This window comes from Empedobacter sp. R750 (genome assembly GCF_030324345.1).
GTDB classification, from domain to species: domain Bacteria; phylum Bacteroidota; class Bacteroidia; order Flavobacteriales; family Weeksellaceae; genus Empedobacter; species Empedobacter falsenii_C.
Genome location: NZ_JACAGF010000010.1, coordinates 47,125 through 65,030, shown reverse-complemented (window position 1 = coordinate 65,030; position 17,906 = coordinate 47,125). Strand labels below are relative to the sequence as shown.

18 protein-coding genes and 1 tRNA gene are annotated in these 17,906 nt (G+C 31.4%); 1 reads left to right on the top strand and 18 read right to left on the bottom strand.

What is annotated here, in order from left to right:
* Positions 1–35 precede the first annotated feature (35 nt).
* The 11 genes from HXZ74_RS11310 to HXZ74_RS11260 form a co-directional block, all read right to left on the bottom strand.
* Complete coding sequence (locus tag HXZ74_RS11310) at positions 36–650, bottom strand: deoxynucleoside kinase (protein WP_038333632.1); 615 nt, start codon at positions 648–650, stop codon at positions 36–38.
* A gap of 190 nt (positions 651–840) precedes the next feature.
* Positions 841–1,632, bottom strand: coding sequence for a hypothetical protein (locus HXZ74_RS11305; protein ID WP_286475507.1), 792 nt, complete (start codon positions 1,630–1,632; stop codon positions 841–843).
* The gene (locus tag HXZ74_RS11300; RefSeq protein WP_114999905.1) at positions 1,632–2,399 is read right to left on the bottom strand and encodes a sulfite exporter TauE/SafE family protein; all 768 of its coding nucleotides are present in this window, start codon (positions 2,397–2,399) and stop codon (positions 1,632–1,634) included. Before HXZ74_RS11300 ends, HXZ74_RS11305 begins: the two co-directional genes overlap by 1 nt.
* An 81-nt stretch (positions 2,400–2,480) precedes the next feature.
* Entirely contained in the window at positions 2,481–3,797 is a 1,317-nt protein-coding gene (locus tag HXZ74_RS11295) for a beta propeller repeat protein (RefSeq protein WP_286475505.1), read from the bottom strand.
* 71 nt (positions 3,798–3,868) lie between these two features.
* Positions 3,869–3,940: transfer RNA gene (locus HXZ74_RS11290), tRNA-Arg, on the bottom strand.
* A 28-nt stretch (positions 3,941–3,968) separates the two neighbouring features.
* Positions 3,969–4,985 (bottom strand): acyl-CoA dehydrogenase family protein, encoded by a 1,017-nt coding sequence (locus HXZ74_RS11285; RefSeq protein WP_286475503.1) that lies wholly within the window; start codon positions 4,983–4,985, stop codon positions 3,969–3,971.
* Positions 4,978–5,565 (bottom strand): nicotinamide riboside transporter PnuC, encoded by a 588-nt coding sequence (gene pnuC, locus HXZ74_RS11280; RefSeq protein ID WP_286475566.1) that lies wholly within the window; start codon positions 5,563–5,565, stop codon positions 4,978–4,980. Before pnuC ends, HXZ74_RS11285 begins: the two co-directional genes overlap by 8 nt.
* Positions 5,566–5,747: 182 nt before the next feature.
* A complete protein-coding gene (locus HXZ74_RS11275; RefSeq protein WP_038333636.1) occupies positions 5,748–6,101 on the bottom strand; it encodes an MmcQ/YjbR family DNA-binding protein in 354 nt (117 codons plus the stop codon).
* An 83-nt stretch (positions 6,102–6,184) separates the two neighbouring features.
* Positions 6,185–7,636, bottom strand: a complete 1,452-nt coding sequence (locus tag HXZ74_RS11270) for a SusD/RagB family nutrient-binding outer membrane lipoprotein (RefSeq protein ID WP_280037062.1) — start codon at positions 7,634–7,636, stop codon at positions 6,185–6,187.
* A gap of 23 nt (positions 7,637–7,659) precedes the next feature.
* Entirely contained in the window at positions 7,660–10,863 is a 3,204-nt protein-coding gene (locus tag HXZ74_RS11265) for a SusC/RagA family TonB-linked outer membrane protein (RefSeq protein ID WP_286475501.1), read from the bottom strand.
* A 244-nt stretch (positions 10,864–11,107) separates the two neighbouring features.
* On the bottom strand, positions 11,108–12,661 hold the full coding sequence (locus HXZ74_RS11260) for a calcineurin-like phosphoesterase C-terminal domain-containing protein (protein WP_286475498.1): 1,554 nt from the start codon (positions 12,659–12,661) through the stop codon (positions 11,108–11,110).
* Positions 12,662–12,863: 202 nt separating this feature from the next.
* On the opposite strand from HXZ74_RS11260, the gene HXZ74_RS11255 reads away from it, so the two are divergent.
* The gene (locus HXZ74_RS11255; protein WP_280061990.1) at positions 12,864–14,054 is read left to right on the top strand and encodes an MFS transporter; all 1,191 of its coding nucleotides are present in this window, start codon (positions 12,864–12,866) and stop codon (positions 14,052–14,054) included.
* On the opposite strand, the gene HXZ74_RS11250 is transcribed toward HXZ74_RS11255, so the two are convergent.
* The 7 genes from HXZ74_RS11250 to HXZ74_RS11220 form a co-directional block, all read right to left on the bottom strand.
* Positions 14,035–14,517 (bottom strand): DUF5715 family protein, encoded by a 483-nt coding sequence (locus tag HXZ74_RS11250; RefSeq protein WP_286475497.1) that lies wholly within the window; start codon positions 14,515–14,517, stop codon positions 14,035–14,037. The genes HXZ74_RS11255 and HXZ74_RS11250 overlap by 20 nt on opposite strands.
* 205 nt (positions 14,518–14,722) lie before the next feature.
* Complete coding sequence (locus HXZ74_RS11245) at positions 14,723–15,010, bottom strand: hypothetical protein (protein WP_286475495.1); 288 nt, start codon at positions 15,008–15,010, stop codon at positions 14,723–14,725.
* A gap of 57 nt (positions 15,011–15,067) precedes the next feature.
* Entirely contained in the window at positions 15,068–15,907 is an 840-nt protein-coding gene (locus HXZ74_RS11240) for a DNA adenine methylase (RefSeq protein WP_286475493.1), read from the bottom strand.
* Positions 15,908–16,052: 145 nt separating this feature from the next.
* Positions 16,053–16,640, bottom strand: coding sequence for a hypothetical protein (locus tag HXZ74_RS11235; protein WP_286475491.1), 588 nt, complete (start codon positions 16,638–16,640; stop codon positions 16,053–16,055).
* On the bottom strand, positions 16,615–17,061 hold the full coding sequence (locus HXZ74_RS11230; RefSeq protein ID WP_286475490.1) for a lysozyme: 447 nt from the start codon (positions 17,059–17,061) through the stop codon (positions 16,615–16,617). Before HXZ74_RS11230 ends, HXZ74_RS11235 begins: the two co-directional genes overlap by 26 nt.
* An 80-nt stretch (positions 17,062–17,141) precedes the next feature.
* On the bottom strand, positions 17,142–17,501 hold the full coding sequence (locus HXZ74_RS11225) for a hypothetical protein (protein ID WP_286475488.1): 360 nt from the start codon (positions 17,499–17,501) through the stop codon (positions 17,142–17,144).
* Positions 17,501–17,878: a hypothetical protein gene (locus HXZ74_RS11220; RefSeq protein WP_286475486.1), complete on the bottom strand. Its 378-nt coding sequence runs from the start codon at positions 17,876–17,878 to the stop codon at positions 17,501–17,503. The genes HXZ74_RS11225 and HXZ74_RS11220 overlap by 1 nt, the downstream gene beginning before the upstream one ends.
* Positions 17,879–17,906: the final 28 nt, after the last annotated feature.

Here is a 17,906-nt window from a genome sequence, read left to right as displayed (position 1 = left end):
AAATCAAGCCGTGCAAGTTACTTTATTTTTTCTAACTAAAAAAGTCCGTTAATTTCTCCTTCTATTTTATTGAAAATGAATCCTAAATCTTCTTTATTTTCAACAAAATCTAAATTATCCACGTCGATTACCAACACTTTTCCTTCTTTATAATTCGAAATCCACTTGTCGTATTTCTCGTTTAGACGATTCAAATAATCAATACTAATCGAGTTTTCGTAATCGCGACCACGTTTCTGAATTTGCGAAACCAATGTAGGAATTGAAGCTTTAAGATAAATCAATAAATCTGGTGCCTCCACAAAGCTTGTCATCAAATTAAAAACACGCAAATAGTTGTTGTAATCTCTTGTAGACAATAATCCCATATCGTTCAAGTTACTCGCGAAAATATGCGCATCTTCGTAAATTGTACGATCCTGAATAATGTCTTTTCCACTTTCTCTAATCTCTTTTACTTGATTAAAACGGCTTCCTAAGAAATAAATCTGAAGATTGAATGCCCATTTTTCCATGTCGTTGTAAAAATCATCCAAATACGGATTCATTTCTACATCTTCAAACTGAGCTGTCCAGTTGTATTGTTTTGCTAAAAGGTTTGTTAGAGTAGTTTTACCTGCTCCAATATTTCCGGCTATGGCGATATGCATTTTCCAATTATTTTAACGTTTGCAAATATACTAAAGCTTAATTTTCAAAACAAAATCTAAGCAAGCGACTCATAGAAAAATCTTTTTTTAGAAAAAAATTATTCCGATTGATTTATGATTTTTTATTCAATTATAAATTAAAAATAAATAAGGATTAGTAATTAATTTTAATTGATTAAATAGTTTGTTATTAATTATTTGTATTTAAAATAGAGTAAGTGTAAATTTTATTTTCGACTAAAGTATAAAGATTTTTTTCGTTAAGCGCAAAACTTTTTACATTTTCTAAATCAATAAAATTTGTCAAATTTTGATTGATAATATTTTTTGATATTAGCTTATTGTCATTTATATAGAAAATAACATCTTTATAAAAATAAAAAGGTTGATGATTGGTGTCAAATTCAAAATTAGATTTGAAATTTCCATAATCATCGTAAACATAAATCGTTTTTTGACCTTTTAAATACACCAAATTTTTGTATACATGTATTTTATCGATTGATTGATCATTGTGTTTTAAATAGATTTGTTTTGACGTCAGAATTGGTTTTTGCAACTGATAATTATAGTACACAATTTTATTCCCAATCAAATCATAAAACCAACAAAACTGTGTATCAACAACTTTTAACGCAGCAGGGATAAAATCGTTTGATTTAATCTTTACAACATCCTGAATAGGATTCAAATCTTCATCTAAAATAGTGAGTTGATTAAAATTTGAATACACATAAGCTCGAAGTGGATTATTGATATCAACCGAAGTAATGATATTTTTAAGATCAATACTTTTGTTCTTTTTCGACTGAAATATTTTTTCAATTCTTGTATCTGAAATCAAATAAATCGAATTATTTAGATCAGTATCAATTGATTTGATTGTCTTATTTTCAATCAAAACTGAATCTTTTAACTCAAACTTTTGAGCAAAAACAGTGATAAATATCGAAACAAAAATGATTGAAAAAATGGTTTTCATTACTTGAAAATTACTTCATAACCAAATCTACAAATTGAGAGTAGGATTACCAAAATAAATATGTATCGAATAAATTTATTCCCTTTGTTGATGGCTAATTTTGCTCCAATAAAACCTCCTAAAGCGTTGCAAACAGCCATTGGCAAAGCTATTTTCCAGATAATTTGCCCTTTAATCAAAAACAAACAAATCGAACCAAAATTAGTCGCTAAATTAATCAGTTTTGCATTGGTATTAGCTTTTAAAAAATCCATACCAAGAAGTGTTACGAATCCCAAAATAAAGAAAGTTCCAGTTGCAGGACCAATAAAACCATCGTAAAAGCCAACTGCAATACTCACAATACAACCATTGATAATCGCAATGTGATAAGGGATTTTACGTTCGGTAGCTTGTCCAAAATCTTTCTTGAAAATGGTGTAGATGGCTAAAACAATCAAAATGATTAACAAAACAGGCTTCATAAAATCATTATTGATAACCGTTAACAATTGCGATCCTAAAAAAGCGGAAACAAAAGCACATATCGCCATAATCGCAAAAAGTTTACAATCTATTTTTACTTTTTTAAGATATTGTGAAGTTGCTAAAGCTGTTCCACTAAATGCTGGAATTTTTAGCGTTCCAATAACAGTTGAAACAGGTAAATTGGGTAAAAAAGCAAGTGATAATGGCGTTTGTATTAATCCTCCACCACCAACAATAGAGTCGATGAAGCCAGCGCAAAAAGCTGCCATGCATAAATAGAATAAAATCTCGATTTCCAAAACTGAAAAATTTTGGCAAATGTAGAAATAGAAAAGGACAAAACCTTGGTTTTGTCCTTTCTAAATTTTATAGGATGTAAATTATTTTACAATAAACTTCACTGTTCCATAAGCACCATCAGCATAAGCTACGCGAGCATAGTATACACCAGCTTTTAATGCAGAAATATTAACATCTTTAGATTGTACTTCTGAAAGTTTTCTTCCTGTTAAATCTCCAACCAATACGCTTTTTATTTCTTTGTTTGAAATAACATTAAGTGTACCACCATTTACAACAGCTTTTAATTCAACTTTTGTTGCTGTTTGTTCTGTCGTCGCTAATGAACAGCCTGGAATATCATTTAATTTTAAAACTCCACCTGTTCCTTTTGTATCAGAAGTGTAATGACCTACCCAAACAGATTTACAATCATAAGCTCCGATAAATAGTCTTTGTTGACCATCATCAATCTTAGTCCAAGTTTTACCATTATCTTTAGAATAAGCAGATCCTACACCTAATTCTGAAGCTGAGCTAAATCCTGTTGAAAGGAAAATTCCATTAGATCCAGGGATATATGAAATATCTCCATCATAATAACTATTTGATGACATAACATCCCAGTTAGCTCCACTATCTTCAGTGAACCATAATACAGCTGTATTATCTACTAACAATCCATATTTAGATGAAGAAAAGGACATACTAGCACTTGAGTCTTCACCAGAAAAATCGTCAACTGGAGAAAAGTAAGATTTCCAAGTAGCTCCTCTATCATTTGTATGTAAAATTCTACCAGTATTTGAAGTTAACCATAAATCTTCACCTAAAAATACTCTACCAGCTACGTATCCATATTCAGTACTAACTAAAGTTGAAGGAGCAGTGCCTAATGTGCTCCAAGTATTTCCTCCATCTGTAGTTTTGTACATTTCGTATTTACCATTAATAGGATCTCCAATAACCAAGCCATTATTTGCATCAAAGAAATGGATGATATTTCCGAAAGAACTAGTTCCAAATACTCCTGAAACTTTAGTCCATGATGTTCCGCTATTTGTTGTTTTCCATAAACCATTTGCAGCTCCAGAACCTGACGCAGGAGCTGTTACAATAAATGCTGTTGTACCATTTACAGCTCCAACATCTGATATTAAAGCATTTGAAGGTAAATTAGATACTAAATTAGCTTTCCAAGTTGATCCTCCATTAGTAGTTACCCCTACATATTTAGGATATGTTTGAGTACCAGCCCCATCAAAATAAGTAATCCATGCTGTATTAGGATCTACAATAGAGTATTCTCTTGCTCCAAAAGATTGTAATGGAATACCACTATTTTGTGTTGTATAAGTTTGACCAAAAGATACAGCTACTGCTGCTATCGATAAAAGAGATAGTAATTTTTTTCTCATAATAACGTGTTAATTAATAATTAGTGATATGCTAAACTATGAAAAAAAAATTGCAAAAAAAAATAAAATAGTGACCACGAAGGGATTCGAACCCTTACTGTCAGAACCGGAATCTGATATTCTATCCATTAAATTACGCAGCCAAAAGTTTTGCAAATATAGATAAATAGACTATTTGAGCTGAATATTTTGTCTAAAATTTCGGTGTTGAGTTGCGGTAAAATAATCTCTGAAAATTTGATTGATTTCTTCATTGATTTTTGAAGCTTTAATTCCTAGTTGTGGATAAATTTCAATGATAAATTGAGTAATTTTTTCAACAGTTTCGATTCCAAATGAATGAATTTCAGTTTCGATTTCTTCTGAAATAGGAGAATTATTTGCTAATAAATTTTCGATAATTTTAGCAAATTCAATAGTTTTTGAAGTAGATTTTTTTACGAAACTCTCAAAATCTGTTTGTTTTTGGTAATGAATAATCTCTAAACTTTTTTCGATAAAATGTTCAGCCATTCCAAGATAATTTACCAACAGAGTTAAATCAGCAAAAATTCGGAAAGGTATTTTTTCGACCAAATCATCACTATAAAATTCATTATAAATGAAACTATAATCTTGATGAACGATTTCATTTTCTACTTCAAAACTATGAGAAGATGTTGCAACCATTCCCATTGATTTCCAAGTTGAAATTAATTTAACTTGAGATTGATTTAAAATAAATGACAAAAACTTTGGTTCACCATTTTCATCCAAAATCTCTTTTCCATCTTCGATTATTTTCGCATTTAATGTAAAATGAGTGAGATAAGGAGCGCCAGTTGCATAATGCCACAAACCGTTTATGATATATTTATCTCCAACTTTTTCAGCAGTTCCACCAAGCATTCCGCTTCCTCCAAAACACGTTTTTTGTGAAGAGAATAAATTAGAAGCAACATCAGGTTTTAGATTTCGAGAAAAATAATTTGCACCACTACAAAGCGTTATAAACCAACCTAAACTTCCGTCAATTTTAGCAACAGATTGTAAAACTTTTAATCCTTCGGAAAAATGTAAACCAAGTCCATTGTATTGTTTAGGAACCCAAATATTCAACCAATTTTGAGTGTAAATATGATCGAGAACTACTTGATTAAAGGATTCTTTATTCAATAATTCTTGTCTAAGTTTGGGAATATCAAGCATTGTTTTCGTTCAAAATTTTTCTCCAATTAAAGTATCCAGAAATCGCAACGCAGAATAAAATCAACGATAAAATAGCGTATAGATACAAATCTTTGTGAATCATTAATGGAATTGAAATAATGTTACTAATATTCAACAAAATCCAATTTTCGAGTTTACGTTTTGCCATTAACCACATACCTGCCCAAGCAAATGCGCTTACAACTGAATCCCAAATAGGAACGTCAGAATCGGTGAAATGTGTGAGTGCTAAATAAAAAATGGTAAAACTACTTAAGACAATTCCTGTGACAATTCCCCATTCTTTTTTGTTGGTTTTCGTAATTTCAATTTCGTGTTTTTGTTGTCCAAATTTCCAATACAACCAGCCATAAATGCTCATTACTAAATAATAAATATTGAGTGTGAATTCGGCATATAGCTTAGAATTGAACATGACGAAAAGCGATAATGTAATTCCTGCAATTCCAAATAAATAATTTTTTGGATTGTTGAATCTCGCCAATACGACTTGAAAAATAGAAAAAGTGACACCCAGCCATTCGAGCCAAGTTGTTTGTAAAATAATTTCCTTCATCATAATTTGTTTTGATGAGGAGATAGAAGTTATTGCTAACATCAATTCCTCCGCCAGCATTATCTGGATCAGGTATAGAACAAAATTGTTCTTGGGTATATTCTCAGCTTTTTAGCACCCCATTGAAAGACAAAGATGATAATATCTATATAAATAACCTAAAAATATTAAGAATTAAGTTTAAATTATTCTTTAAGTAACTCAGGACGTTTGGATTTTGGTAAAGTTAAGATGACTAAATTGTAAGAATCTTTTATCCATTCTTTGATTTGAACGTCTTTTACATCTTGATGAATTTTAACGGTATTCCAATGCTTTTTGTTCATGTGATAACCAGGAATTACAGCTTCGAAAGTTGCACGTAATTCGATTGCGTTATCTGGATCACATTTGATATTTACAGAATCAAAATCGTCAATATCACAAAGGCAAAACATTTTTCCAGCGATATAAAAAACCAAAGTAGTTTGATCAAAAGGAAATTTTTCTTCGACTAATGGAAGTCCTAAACAAAACTCTCTTAACTCTTCGATATGCATAAATATTTTTAGTGAAGATACAAATAAAACGAAAACGACCTTAATTACAAGGTCGTTTTCTATTAAATGTGGAATGTATGCAATTAATTTACATCCCACCAAACACGCGTGTTGATGTTATCTGGTCCCATTTGTTGAAGTGCATTTTGATAGCCTTCTGGATTATAATTTCTAACACTTGTTGGATAAAGCATACGACGAGGCATTTTTTTATCATTCAACATGGTAGAAGTTGTCGGTAATTTTGGAAAACCAGTTCTTTTATATTCAAACCATTGTTGGTAATCTGTAAAGAATAAAGCAAAATATTTTTGATCGATGATACGTTCTAACGTATTGTTGTATTTAATTTTTTCTTGCTCCATAAATTCAGCAGTTGGCTCGATATTCGTCCATAATTGTATTGCGGCTTTTACAGCTTTATCATAATGAGTTTTTGCATCACCAACTAAACCTTTTTGAGCCATTTCAGCTTTTATAAACTCAACTTCTGCATAAGTCATTAATGGAATTTTCATTGGAGCGACAACAATTGCATTGTTAGGAGATGACGGATTGAATTTGTAATCAGAACTATTTCCTTCGTAAGCTGCAGGAACTCCTTTGTAACCTAATGAAGAACCATCCAAATTAGAAGCTTTATTGACTAAAATTGGTAAACGAGGATCATTCGTTTCATTCATTTTATCTATAAAAAATGTTGTGAATGTTCTGCTATCTCTATAATCTTGTGCTCTTGGCCAAGGAGATAAACTTGGTGCTAAACCAGAAATTTGTAAAATAGCAGATTCTGATTCACTTTCGAAAATAGGATAAGTTGTCGGATTATCAATTATTTTTTTAAGTTCTGTTAAGGCAGATGCATCACGATTCGAAATTCTTAATAATAATCTCATTTTAAGAGAATTTGTGAATTTTTTCCAACGTGTTATATTGATGTTTTTTTCACTACTTGGGAATAAAATATCTGTACCATATTTTAGACCTAAATTAGTTACATATAATTGATTTGCTTTTTCTAAATCATTTAATAATTGCTTATAAATATCTTGTTGCGTATCAAATTTTGGTTTTGTAATTCCTTCTTCTGCTTTGGCTGCTTGAGAAAAAGGAACATCGCCAAACATATCAGTCAAATTTGAAATAACTAAAGAACGAAGCGTTAATGCAATTGCTTGATAATTGACATCTCCAGCTTTTTGCGAAACTTTTAGCATTTCCTCCAAATTAACAAGATTTGTGTAGGCATTATTCCAAGTAGAATTTCCCGTTCCTGTTGTTACATCATAACGATGAAGTCCCATAGCATTACTTGGATAAGGAATATGAACTTGCATCAGTTGAGCGGTAATATCGTAGTTTTTTAAAACATTATTTTCAGCCAAATCATAAAGAACAGGGTTTAAAACTGAACCAGAATTAATTTCTGTGATTAAGTTTGGATCTTCATTCGCTTTCTCAAAATCGTTTGTACAAGAGAAAACAGTTGAAATTATAGTGAAGGCAAAAAATAGTTGAATTGAAATCTTTTTCATTTTAATAAATTGAATGTTGTAAATTATAATGAAGCTTTTAAGGTTACTCCATACGTTGCTGTTGATGGCATTTGTCCCATTTCAACTCCAGGTACATAAGTGTTTCCATTTAATGATGCTGTTTCTGGATCGTATAAAGGAAAATCACTAATCGTGAATAAATCGCGTCCGTAAACTGTTAATGACAACGCTTGTAAACCTGTCTTTGATAATAATCTTTTAGGAAAATCAAATGTTAAACTCACATCTCTTAATTTTAAATATGAAGCTTCGAATGAATTAGATTCTACATTAGCACGACGATTATATTCAGCATAATAAGTTGCCACATCAGCTTTTGTTGTATTTGGAGAATAAGTTCCGTCAGCATTCAATACAACACCATTTCCAATGATGTAACCATCTTCTCGACCAGGTAAAGAATCTGCCAATTTTCCTTGCTCCATCATTTTGTGATAAGTTTGTGAATAGACAATTCCACCATATTGTCCGTCTAATGTAAAACTGAAACGCAATGTTTTGAATTTGATTTCATTTGTGAAACCTGCTCTCCATTTAGGTGTTGCGTCTCCAACATATTCTATTAATCCATTTTTAAGTGGAACACCTGTTTTTGCATCATAAATGATTTGTCCCGCTTCGTTTCTTACAAATTTTTCACCATATAGAGCTGTAGAAGAACCGCCAACTTTTGCAATTTGATAAACTGTTCCAGATTGACCAAGAATCATTTGATCACCTTCTATTCCTTCGACTAAAGATTTTACTTTGTTTTCGTTTTTAGCCCAAGTTCCAATCATTTTCCATTCAAAATCTTTACTTTTAATTGGAGAATACGTAGCTGCTATTTCAATTCCACGGTTTTCAATTTCTCCTCCATTTACAACTCTTCTTGAATAGCCAGTTGTGATATCATTTGGTAATTCGAAGATTTGATTTTTTGTACTTTGTTGATAAACTGTAAAATCTAAGCTTAATCTTTTCTTAAATAATAAAGCCTCGAAACCAGTTTCCCATGATGTTGTAGATTCAGGTTTAATATCAGGATTAAATAATCTTCCAGGTACTACTGCAGAAGCTGTAAAATCGCTTTGATCGTAATATCTATTTGTCCAACCTGTTGTACCTCCGTTACCAACTTTTGCAAATGATAAACGGTATTTTAAGTAATTAATAGGTCCTTTTATTTTGAATAAATCTGACAGTATAAAACTAGAAGAAACTGAAGGATAAAAGAATGAACTATATTTTACTGCAACAGAAGAATTCCAGTCGTTACGACCTGTAAAATCAACGAAAATCATATCTTTCCAACCAAACGAAGCCATTCCATATAATGAATTTTCTTTTAAATTAGAGTCATACGTTCTTGCAAAAGGAGAAGTTAATCCATTCGAAAGTTTATAAACTCCAGGCGAAGCTAAACCATTTACCCAAGCCGTTAAATTTCTGTATTCATAATTTTTTCTATTACCTCCAACATTTGCATTGAAACCAAAATCGCCCCATTTATCTGTATAAGTCAATAAGAAATCGATATTTGTTTCAGTTTTAGAAATGTCTTGTCTTTTGTAATATCCATTCGGCGTACGATTCATATCAAATGGACGTTTTTGTTCGCGCAATTGTGTATAGGTATTAATTGCAGGACGTAACATTAAGCTTAATTTATTGCTTAATTTAAAATCTGCTCTAATATTTCCAACAATCTGATTACTACTCATTGGATTAACCGCTTCGTAAGCAATTGCATAAGGATTGTCCATGTATGAACTATACGGGCGAATCATTTTTACACCATCGTAATTTTTTTGCCAAATTGGTTTGTACCAATTTAAATCTACGTTTGGATTTTGGAAGATCATAAAATAGGCTATAGATCCATTATTGTAACCAGTTCCTGGTAAATTATCACTTGTTTTTCGAGTATAGTTTAAAGCTGTCGAAACTTTGATGCGATCACTCACTTGATAATTTCCATTAATAGCTGCAGTATAATTCTCGTAGCCTGTATTTGGCATAATCCAGCTATTTTTCTGATGCCCAATAGAAGCTCTCATACTTCCTTTGTCATTTCCACCAGAAAGTGTAACTGCATTACTGAAAGTGAAACCAGTTTGCCAAAACCCTTTTCTATTATCTTTATACGCACGCCATAAAGTTCTTTCAGCCCCTTGTTTTTCTAAATTAGGGTCATATTGAAAAAATGATTGTCCGTCAAATTTTGGACCGAATGCAGAAGAAGTACTTCCTGTATTTGGTCCATCTGCTGAGGTTTGATATGAGTAATAAGGATTACCGTTTTTATCGAAACTTTTTCCAGTTCCTTGACCATATTCATATTGAAAATCTGGCCAATTGTTAATAACGTCAATAGCTACAGTTGATTTATATTCTAAACCTAATTGTTTACCTTTTTTACCTGATTTTGTTGTTATAATTAAAGCTCCATTTGCAGCTTTATTTCCATAAAGCGCCGCTGCAGCAGGACCTTTTAAAACGGTTACACTTTCGATATCCGCTTGATTGATATCAGAAATACCATTACCAAAATCGATGGGAGAATCATCGCCCATGTAAGCAGTATTGTTTCCAGAAGAAGTCATTTCTGTGCTCATTGGAACACCATCAATGACAATTAAAGCATAATTTTTTGATTGATCGATTGAATTTGCTCCGCGTAAAATAATTTGTTGAGAATTGATTGGTCCATTTCCTCCAGAAATAATATTAAGACCAGCTACTTTTCCTTTCAATCCCGAAGACCAGTTATTCGCTTCTGCTGTTGCAAGTTCTTCTGAACCTATATTTTGTTGAGCAAATCCTAATTTTTTCTGCTCTCGCTTTATCCCTAAAGCAGTTACAATTACCTCATTCAGTTGGTTAGATTCTTCTTGTAAAGTAATTTTTACTTGAGAAATATCTTTCGGTGTGTATTCAATAAATTTGTGTTGAGATGAATTTACCAATAATGTTGGATGAGCAACATTTACTGAAACAAATTCGAAAAAACCATCTCCGTCTGTAAATGTTTTAAAAGATGTTCCCTTGATGATGATTTCTACATCTGCAACTCCTAATCCGTTTTGATCAACGATTTGACCTTTGATTGGATTTTGATCTTGAGAAATCGATTGATGATAATCTGTTTCGGTATAAGTTTTAGCATTGGCGTGTAAACTTAAAAATCCACCTAGTAGAAGTAGTGGTAATTTTAATTGCTTCATGACTGTAAAAATGAAATGTTTATGTGTTAAAAATTTTAACAAAACTAGAACTTCTGTTTATGAAGTTGTTTAACTCAGGATTAAGAGATTTTTAAGTAAACATTACTAAAATAGAGGTCTTGATATTAGTTTTACATCTGATTAATGGTTTATTGATTTTTATTTAACATGAATAAATTGTAAAATATTTTATTTAAAAAAGCCACTTCTTTTGAAGTGGCTCATCAAGATGTGTATAAAACGGTTATTTAATAACTTCGAAAGAAGATTTTTCTGAAAAAGTGTTTCCGTACAAATCGGTTGCGCGAACTTCAATTGGATAAGTTCCAACTTTTAACTTATTCGGTAAACGAACAGACCAAATATGTTTCGAAATTTCTGGAGCAGAAGGTCTGTTACCAATATTTGTAATTTCTGCATTATCAATTTTCATGATGGTTTCCATATAATTGTAATCAACTGTTGGATCCCAATTCATCCCTTTCCATTCACCATTATTTACGCGATATTCAACTTTATTTGATTCATGTCCCATAAAGAAATTAGCATATAAAAAAGCACGATTGCGTTTACCTTCTTTTACTTTTTTTGTGTGGTACAAGTCGATTTGTTTTTCTTTTGGTGAATTTGCAACTTTATAATCAAATTTATATTGATTACCATCTACATGCAAAAAGGCATAACCTTTTGGTGTACCATCGCGCATCGTAGAAGCCGGAACTCCTTTTGCATCTTTCGGTCCCGAATACCAATCACCAGAAGTTGTTCCAACATTGTACTCGTGATGAGGTTTTTGTTGTTGCCAACCATCTTGATTTGCATAAAAAATCTGTTCTTGGAAATGTGTATGAGCAGACATTGAAATTGTATTTGGGTAATCTTTTAATAATTCGAATAATTGATTTCTATCTTCTGGACGTGTGTCACGCAACGGAATATGAAATGCTAAAACGATTAAATGATTCTTTGGAACAAATTTTAAATCATTTTTAATGAATTCTAATTGATCAGGACGGAAACCTCCCCAATATCCTTTTCCATCGCGAGGATCAGGATATAAAATATCATCTAAAACAATAAAATGTGCTTTACCAATATTATATGAATAATTATTTGGACCGAAATTTTTCTCGAACGTTTCATCCGAATATTGATCTTCTTTTGCATCATAATTCATATCATGATTTCCCATTACATTGTACCAAGGCAAACCAACTTTCGAAACAGTTTTTATATAAGATGGATGCAAATTCAAATCATCACCAACCAAATCTCCTAAAGAAAGTCCGAATTCCATTCCTTTAATTCCTTTAACATCGTCAATTACACCTTTAGAGAAATATTCGATTTCTTCTTCTGTATAAGCTTGAGGATCACCAAAAATTAAAGCCGAAAATTTTTCGTTTTCCTTTGTAGGAATTAAAGCAAAATCAATACTCTTTGGAGTGTTTCCAGTCGGAGAAGAACCTGCATATTCTAATTTTGGAGAACCATTAGGTTTGTTGATGTAGTAGAATTGCGGCTGATTGAATTCGTTTGTCGGAACTTTGTAATTTGTTGGTTTAATGACAAACAAAATAGTTTCGTTGTCAATCTCGATTTGATATTCTCCTTTATCATTTGTAGAAACAACTTGTTTTCCGTTACTAACTTGTACATTCGATAAACGTTTTTCAGATTTATCGAATTTGTTGTTTTGATTTTTATCTTCAAAAACAATTCCTTTAGCAAGTTGTTGAGCGTTGACAGAAGTATAAAAACTTCCAAATAATACCAGCGATAATACGATTTTTTTCATTGTGTGAATCTCTTGTTTTGTAGATGCTAAAATTCTATATTTTATGCGGGTTTCGGATTAACACAACAATAAGTAAAGATTAAATTTAAGTAAATAAGAATAACATATTTTCAAAGTTAATAATGGATGAATAATTGCCTTTCATTATTAAATAGTCTAAATTTGCAACCGATTGCATTATGTTATGGAAGAGAAATTAAGCATGAGTTCACGACAAATTTTCATGCAAATTATAGGTTATGTAAGTTTTTCATTTATAGGTTATTTACTGATAGGCTTGCCATTGGCTATTTTACCTATTTTTATTACAAAAACATTAGGTTTTACCGAGCTTGTGGCGGGTATTGTAATTAGTTTGCAATATGTGACAACTTTTATATTGAGAGGTTATGCGGGAAAAATTGTAGATACAAAAGGTCCTAAACCAGCCGTTTTATTAAGTATGAGTTTGTTTATTTTAGCTGGAGTTTTATTATACTTTTGTTACTTTACAAGAAACAATCATTTTCTGTCATTAGCTATTCTTGTATTTGCGAGATTGGTTACTGGTGCAGCAGAAGGAATGGTAGGTGGAAGTCCGATAAACTGGGCAATTTTAAAAATTGGACAACAACATACAGCGAAAGCGATTTCTTATAATGGTGTTGCAAGTTATGGTGCATTGGCAATTGGAGCGCCATTGGGAGTCATCTTAAATCAATATTTTGGGCTTGGTTTTATTGGTTTGTTTAGTATTGTTTGTGCGATTATAGGTTATTTTTTAGCTAGAAATAAAGAAAATATATTAACTGCAGTTTCAAAAGTTCCGCAACCATTTATAAGTGTATTGAAAACAGTTGCTCCTTTTGGAATTTGTTTAGCACTTGCAGGTCTTGGATTTGGAGGAATTTCCAATTTTATAACACTTTACTACGACTTTTATAGTTGGTCGAATGCAGCTTTATGCTTAAGTGTTTTCAGCTTATTATTTATCGTAGGACGATTATTTTTTAATAGTTCAATTAATACATTAGGAGGATTAAAAGTTGGAATTATTTGCATGATAGTCGAAACGATAGGTTTGTTAATTCTTTTTAGTGCGCCAAATTCTTTTATCGCTCTTATAGGTGCAGGCATTACAGGAATTGGTTTTTCTTTGGTTTTTCCTGCGATGGGAGTAGAGGCAGTTGCTTTGGTTTCGGATAATAGTAAAGGAGCTGCTTTAGCTGCGTACGGATTGTTTATTGATATTTCATTGGGAATTACAGGTCCTCTAATTGGTGGTGTTATCAGTTTATTTGGAATGTCAAACTTATTTGGTTTTTGTAGTTTGTTTGTATTTATAGGGCTATTGTATAGTTATTATTTGCAAACAAAAAAAAATCGTTCAGAATTTAATAATTCCGAACGATAATATGAAAACATCTAATTTTAGATTCTTTTACGTAGTAAATTTTGCCTGTTCTGACATAATTTTTTAGTACTTGTTCTAACTCTTTTTCTAGTTTAGAATCAGGTGTAATTTTATGATTAAATCTAACATAAGAAATATCAAAAGCAGCACCAAAATTATGCGAACTATCGTTAGAAGAAGCATTTTTATTAATTCCTCTCAAACGATTTTGATCATGTAGCGTTCGTGTCATTGATGTAACAACGAAAAAATTTTGACCTGTTGTTTTTACAAAATCTCTTGCAATACTTGTCAAAATATCTCGACCTTTTGGAATAAGATACGAATGACTATGCGTTAAATCACCAACTCGCCAACCATAACCACGTTGTTTTATTTTAACCAATTTACCTTGATTGATGTATTTATTCAACTTTTTATCACCATCAATTAGCTCAAGTTTATGAGATTTTGCGGCATTCAAATGCTGAACATATTCTTTAGAAGGTTCTATAATAACTCGAGATTGAGCGTAACCGAATAAAGAAGAGCAAATAAAAAAAGTTGTTAAAAATTGTATAATCCGCAAAACGAAAAGTACAGAATTTCAAAACGAAATGTATAATAAAATCACAAAACTTTCCACAAATACAAAAGCCGTTTAAAATACATTTAAACGGCTTTTAATATTATTTTAAATGAGTCCATGGTATATTAATCATAGATTGAGTATAATCAATTACATAATCTTTTTTATTCTTTGACTTCATTAACCAATCAAATTGTCCGTAATATCTTACAAAACCAGTAATACTATATATAGCTGTAGCCCCTTCAAATTCATCTTCATTTATTCTAAAGTAAGGTTTAATAGTTTTACTTTCAAATTTGATATATAATGGATGCTCACTTAAATTCCAATAATCCTTTAATTCATATACCCAGAATGATTTTAAATCATATAGTTTCAATTCCATATTATATTATTTCCGCCCAATATATCAAACTTTAACCACCAAACAATAAAAGTTTTGTTATAAATCCAACTTATACAACATCATATCGGTATACTTGGCAGAATGATTAAGGGTTGTGTTGATACAAACTGTTGTAGAGCCATTAAATGGATTTACTTCAGCAATAGAGGTTCTGTCTTCCATCCATTGACAAAGTTCAACGATTTGGCTTTTGTTGGATGTAAAATACAAGTAATTTGTATCCACTAATACGTCCAGAACATTCAAATAATCTTTTAATTTCCAATAATTATTACTGTTGTAAGTTGAGCAATCTGTTGATAAATATGGTGGATCAACTAAAAAAACTACATTTTTCAAATCTTTGTAATGATCAAACAATTCTTTATAGTCTTGATGAACTATTTCTACTCCAGCCAAATAATCATCAGTCACATAATTACTTTGACGTACATTGTTATAAAAGGTTTGTTTGGTTAAATCGTTGTAATTAGTAACATACTTTGCACTAAATAATAATGAACTGGATAAAGTGATATAATCAACATATCCCAATCTACATTCTTCATCTTTAATCAATTCTAATAATTTCAATTTATGTACTTCAGGTATTAATTTATCTTTCGGTAATTCTTTTGTAATTGCTCGAATTTTACCCAACAATACATTTGTCTGAGCAACTGAAGCCAATCGTTTACTAAAGTCGTCGTAATCATTATATACAACTTTAGCATTTGGTTTTAGTTGTTTTACAGTATGACTTAGAATACCGCTGCCTCCAAATAAATCAACATAAGTTGCATCTTCTGAACTATTTGCCAAAACTTCTTTTACATGGTTTAAAAACTTTCTCTTTTGACCTTGAAAAGGCAATGGACTTTGCGTGTAATTTTTCATTTTTATTTCGATTTATATTTATAAATTTGTAGCTCTCACAGTAAAAAATATAAAAGCTCCCATCAAGAAGACTTACGTCCTCCGAATGGGAGCTTTATGCTTTAATATTAAATTACTGTGAGAGGTATTTAATTTTCGGAGGACTTTATTTTCCTCCTATTTTATTAAGTTTATTGATTTGATTATTAAGCCATGCAAAGAAGATGACTAAACTTATAACCACTCCGATGAGGACATAAATCCAAATACTTACATCGGTTTTCTCTTTTTCGGTATTGGATTTAAAACTATCAATTAGACGCTGTTCGCGTTGCTTTAAATCTTGCTGTAATCGAACAGAATAAACCGAATCAACTAAACTGATAACTTTTTGAAATGATATATTTTCATCTTTCGATTGTTCTTTCTCCAACGCCATAGCAATTGCGCCTTGTATATCGAGTTCTAAGCCGTTTTCTGTTTGTTTTAAAGAAACTTTACCTTTATCCTCATTCGTTTTACCAGCATACGTTAAACCGAGCTTCTGCAATAGCGTTTCATTCTTAGAATAGTTTTGCAAATAATCATAAGTTGATTTCTGCAATTGGAGGTTTACTGAAGAATCATTAACGATTGATTTTTCACTTTCAACCTTTACCTGTTCTACATCTTTCGTTTTGCGCTTCGTTGCGCAATTTGAGAAATACATCAATGTCCCTATCAACAAACTAAGAAAAATACAAAGCTGCTTCATCTTTACGTCTTTTTGTTAAACCTCGTAACACTTTGTCACCAGCGCGATTCCATTTTTCAAACTCATCTGCAATAGATTTATCGTTTGGATTGACATTCAGTTTTTTCAGCAATGTTGACTTACTTAAATTAGTAGCACCTACATTGTATGTAAATGAAACAAGCGCGTCAAATTGATTCTGATTGATTGGTTTTGTCACCAATAAAGCGACTTGATTTTCATAGACCTTTAACATTTGGACTAATAAGTCAGATGCTTGTTTTTCTGTCAATGGTTTATCCTTCATGGTTACTTTTACTTTGTTAGGGTAATAAGTAGCACCATATCCAATGGTTGGAATACCAATCGGATCTAAGTAAGGTTTAGCGTAAAAACCTTCATATTCCTTGATAAGGTCAAGTCCTTTTTTTCCTGTTTTCATATTAAATTTTTAAAATAAGTTTATCCTCACTCGTAAGTTTTACGAGTGTAATTTGTTAGATTTTAAAATGTTTTTAAATGCTATTTAACGTCCCAGTCGATTGACTTGGCGCAATGGTCTTTATCTATGAAGTTGAGAATAGAAACTAACACTTTTCCTGTTTTGGTTAGCGTGCCAAAATATTCGTTTTTACCCAATACACTTGAAATCGTTTCATTGATATTCCCATGGTGATAACCTTTTTCTGCAACAAACCAAGCATTAAACAACGATCTGTATTGCGAGTTTCCAAACCTGTCTATCGATACCGCATTTTCACGGAAATAGCCGTTAAGACGCTTCCATGAGAACCGTTTTTTAATGAAAATCACATAGATGAAATTAATCGGTGAAATAGCGATGTACAGCAATTTCGCTAATATGACTAAAACGAAATTCATCAATCAAATCTTTTTAATTCAGAATCATCATTCAGAATACCTTGTTTTAGGATAGGTTCTAACGCTTGAAAAATCAAGGCTTGATAAGCGTTGAATGCAGGAACTTTTATTTCGTTTCCTTCCTCGTCCAAAACAGGTTGATTTTGTTTATCTCGTTGTTTGATTTGATAATCATTACTAACTATCCAATCTTTGACCTCTCTTGTGAACTCAGGTAAAAGTGTTCTTACACCTTCAACATCTTTGAAATGCTCTATTCGTGCTGAAATAGGCATTTGTTTGACATCCATATTATCTGCGGTTCTGTAAACCACAACATCTCTCTCTAAATCTGCGAGAACAGGATGATTACTAATTTTTTGTCTTACTTCGTACATGATTATTTGTATTGGTAGTAGTTTTTTT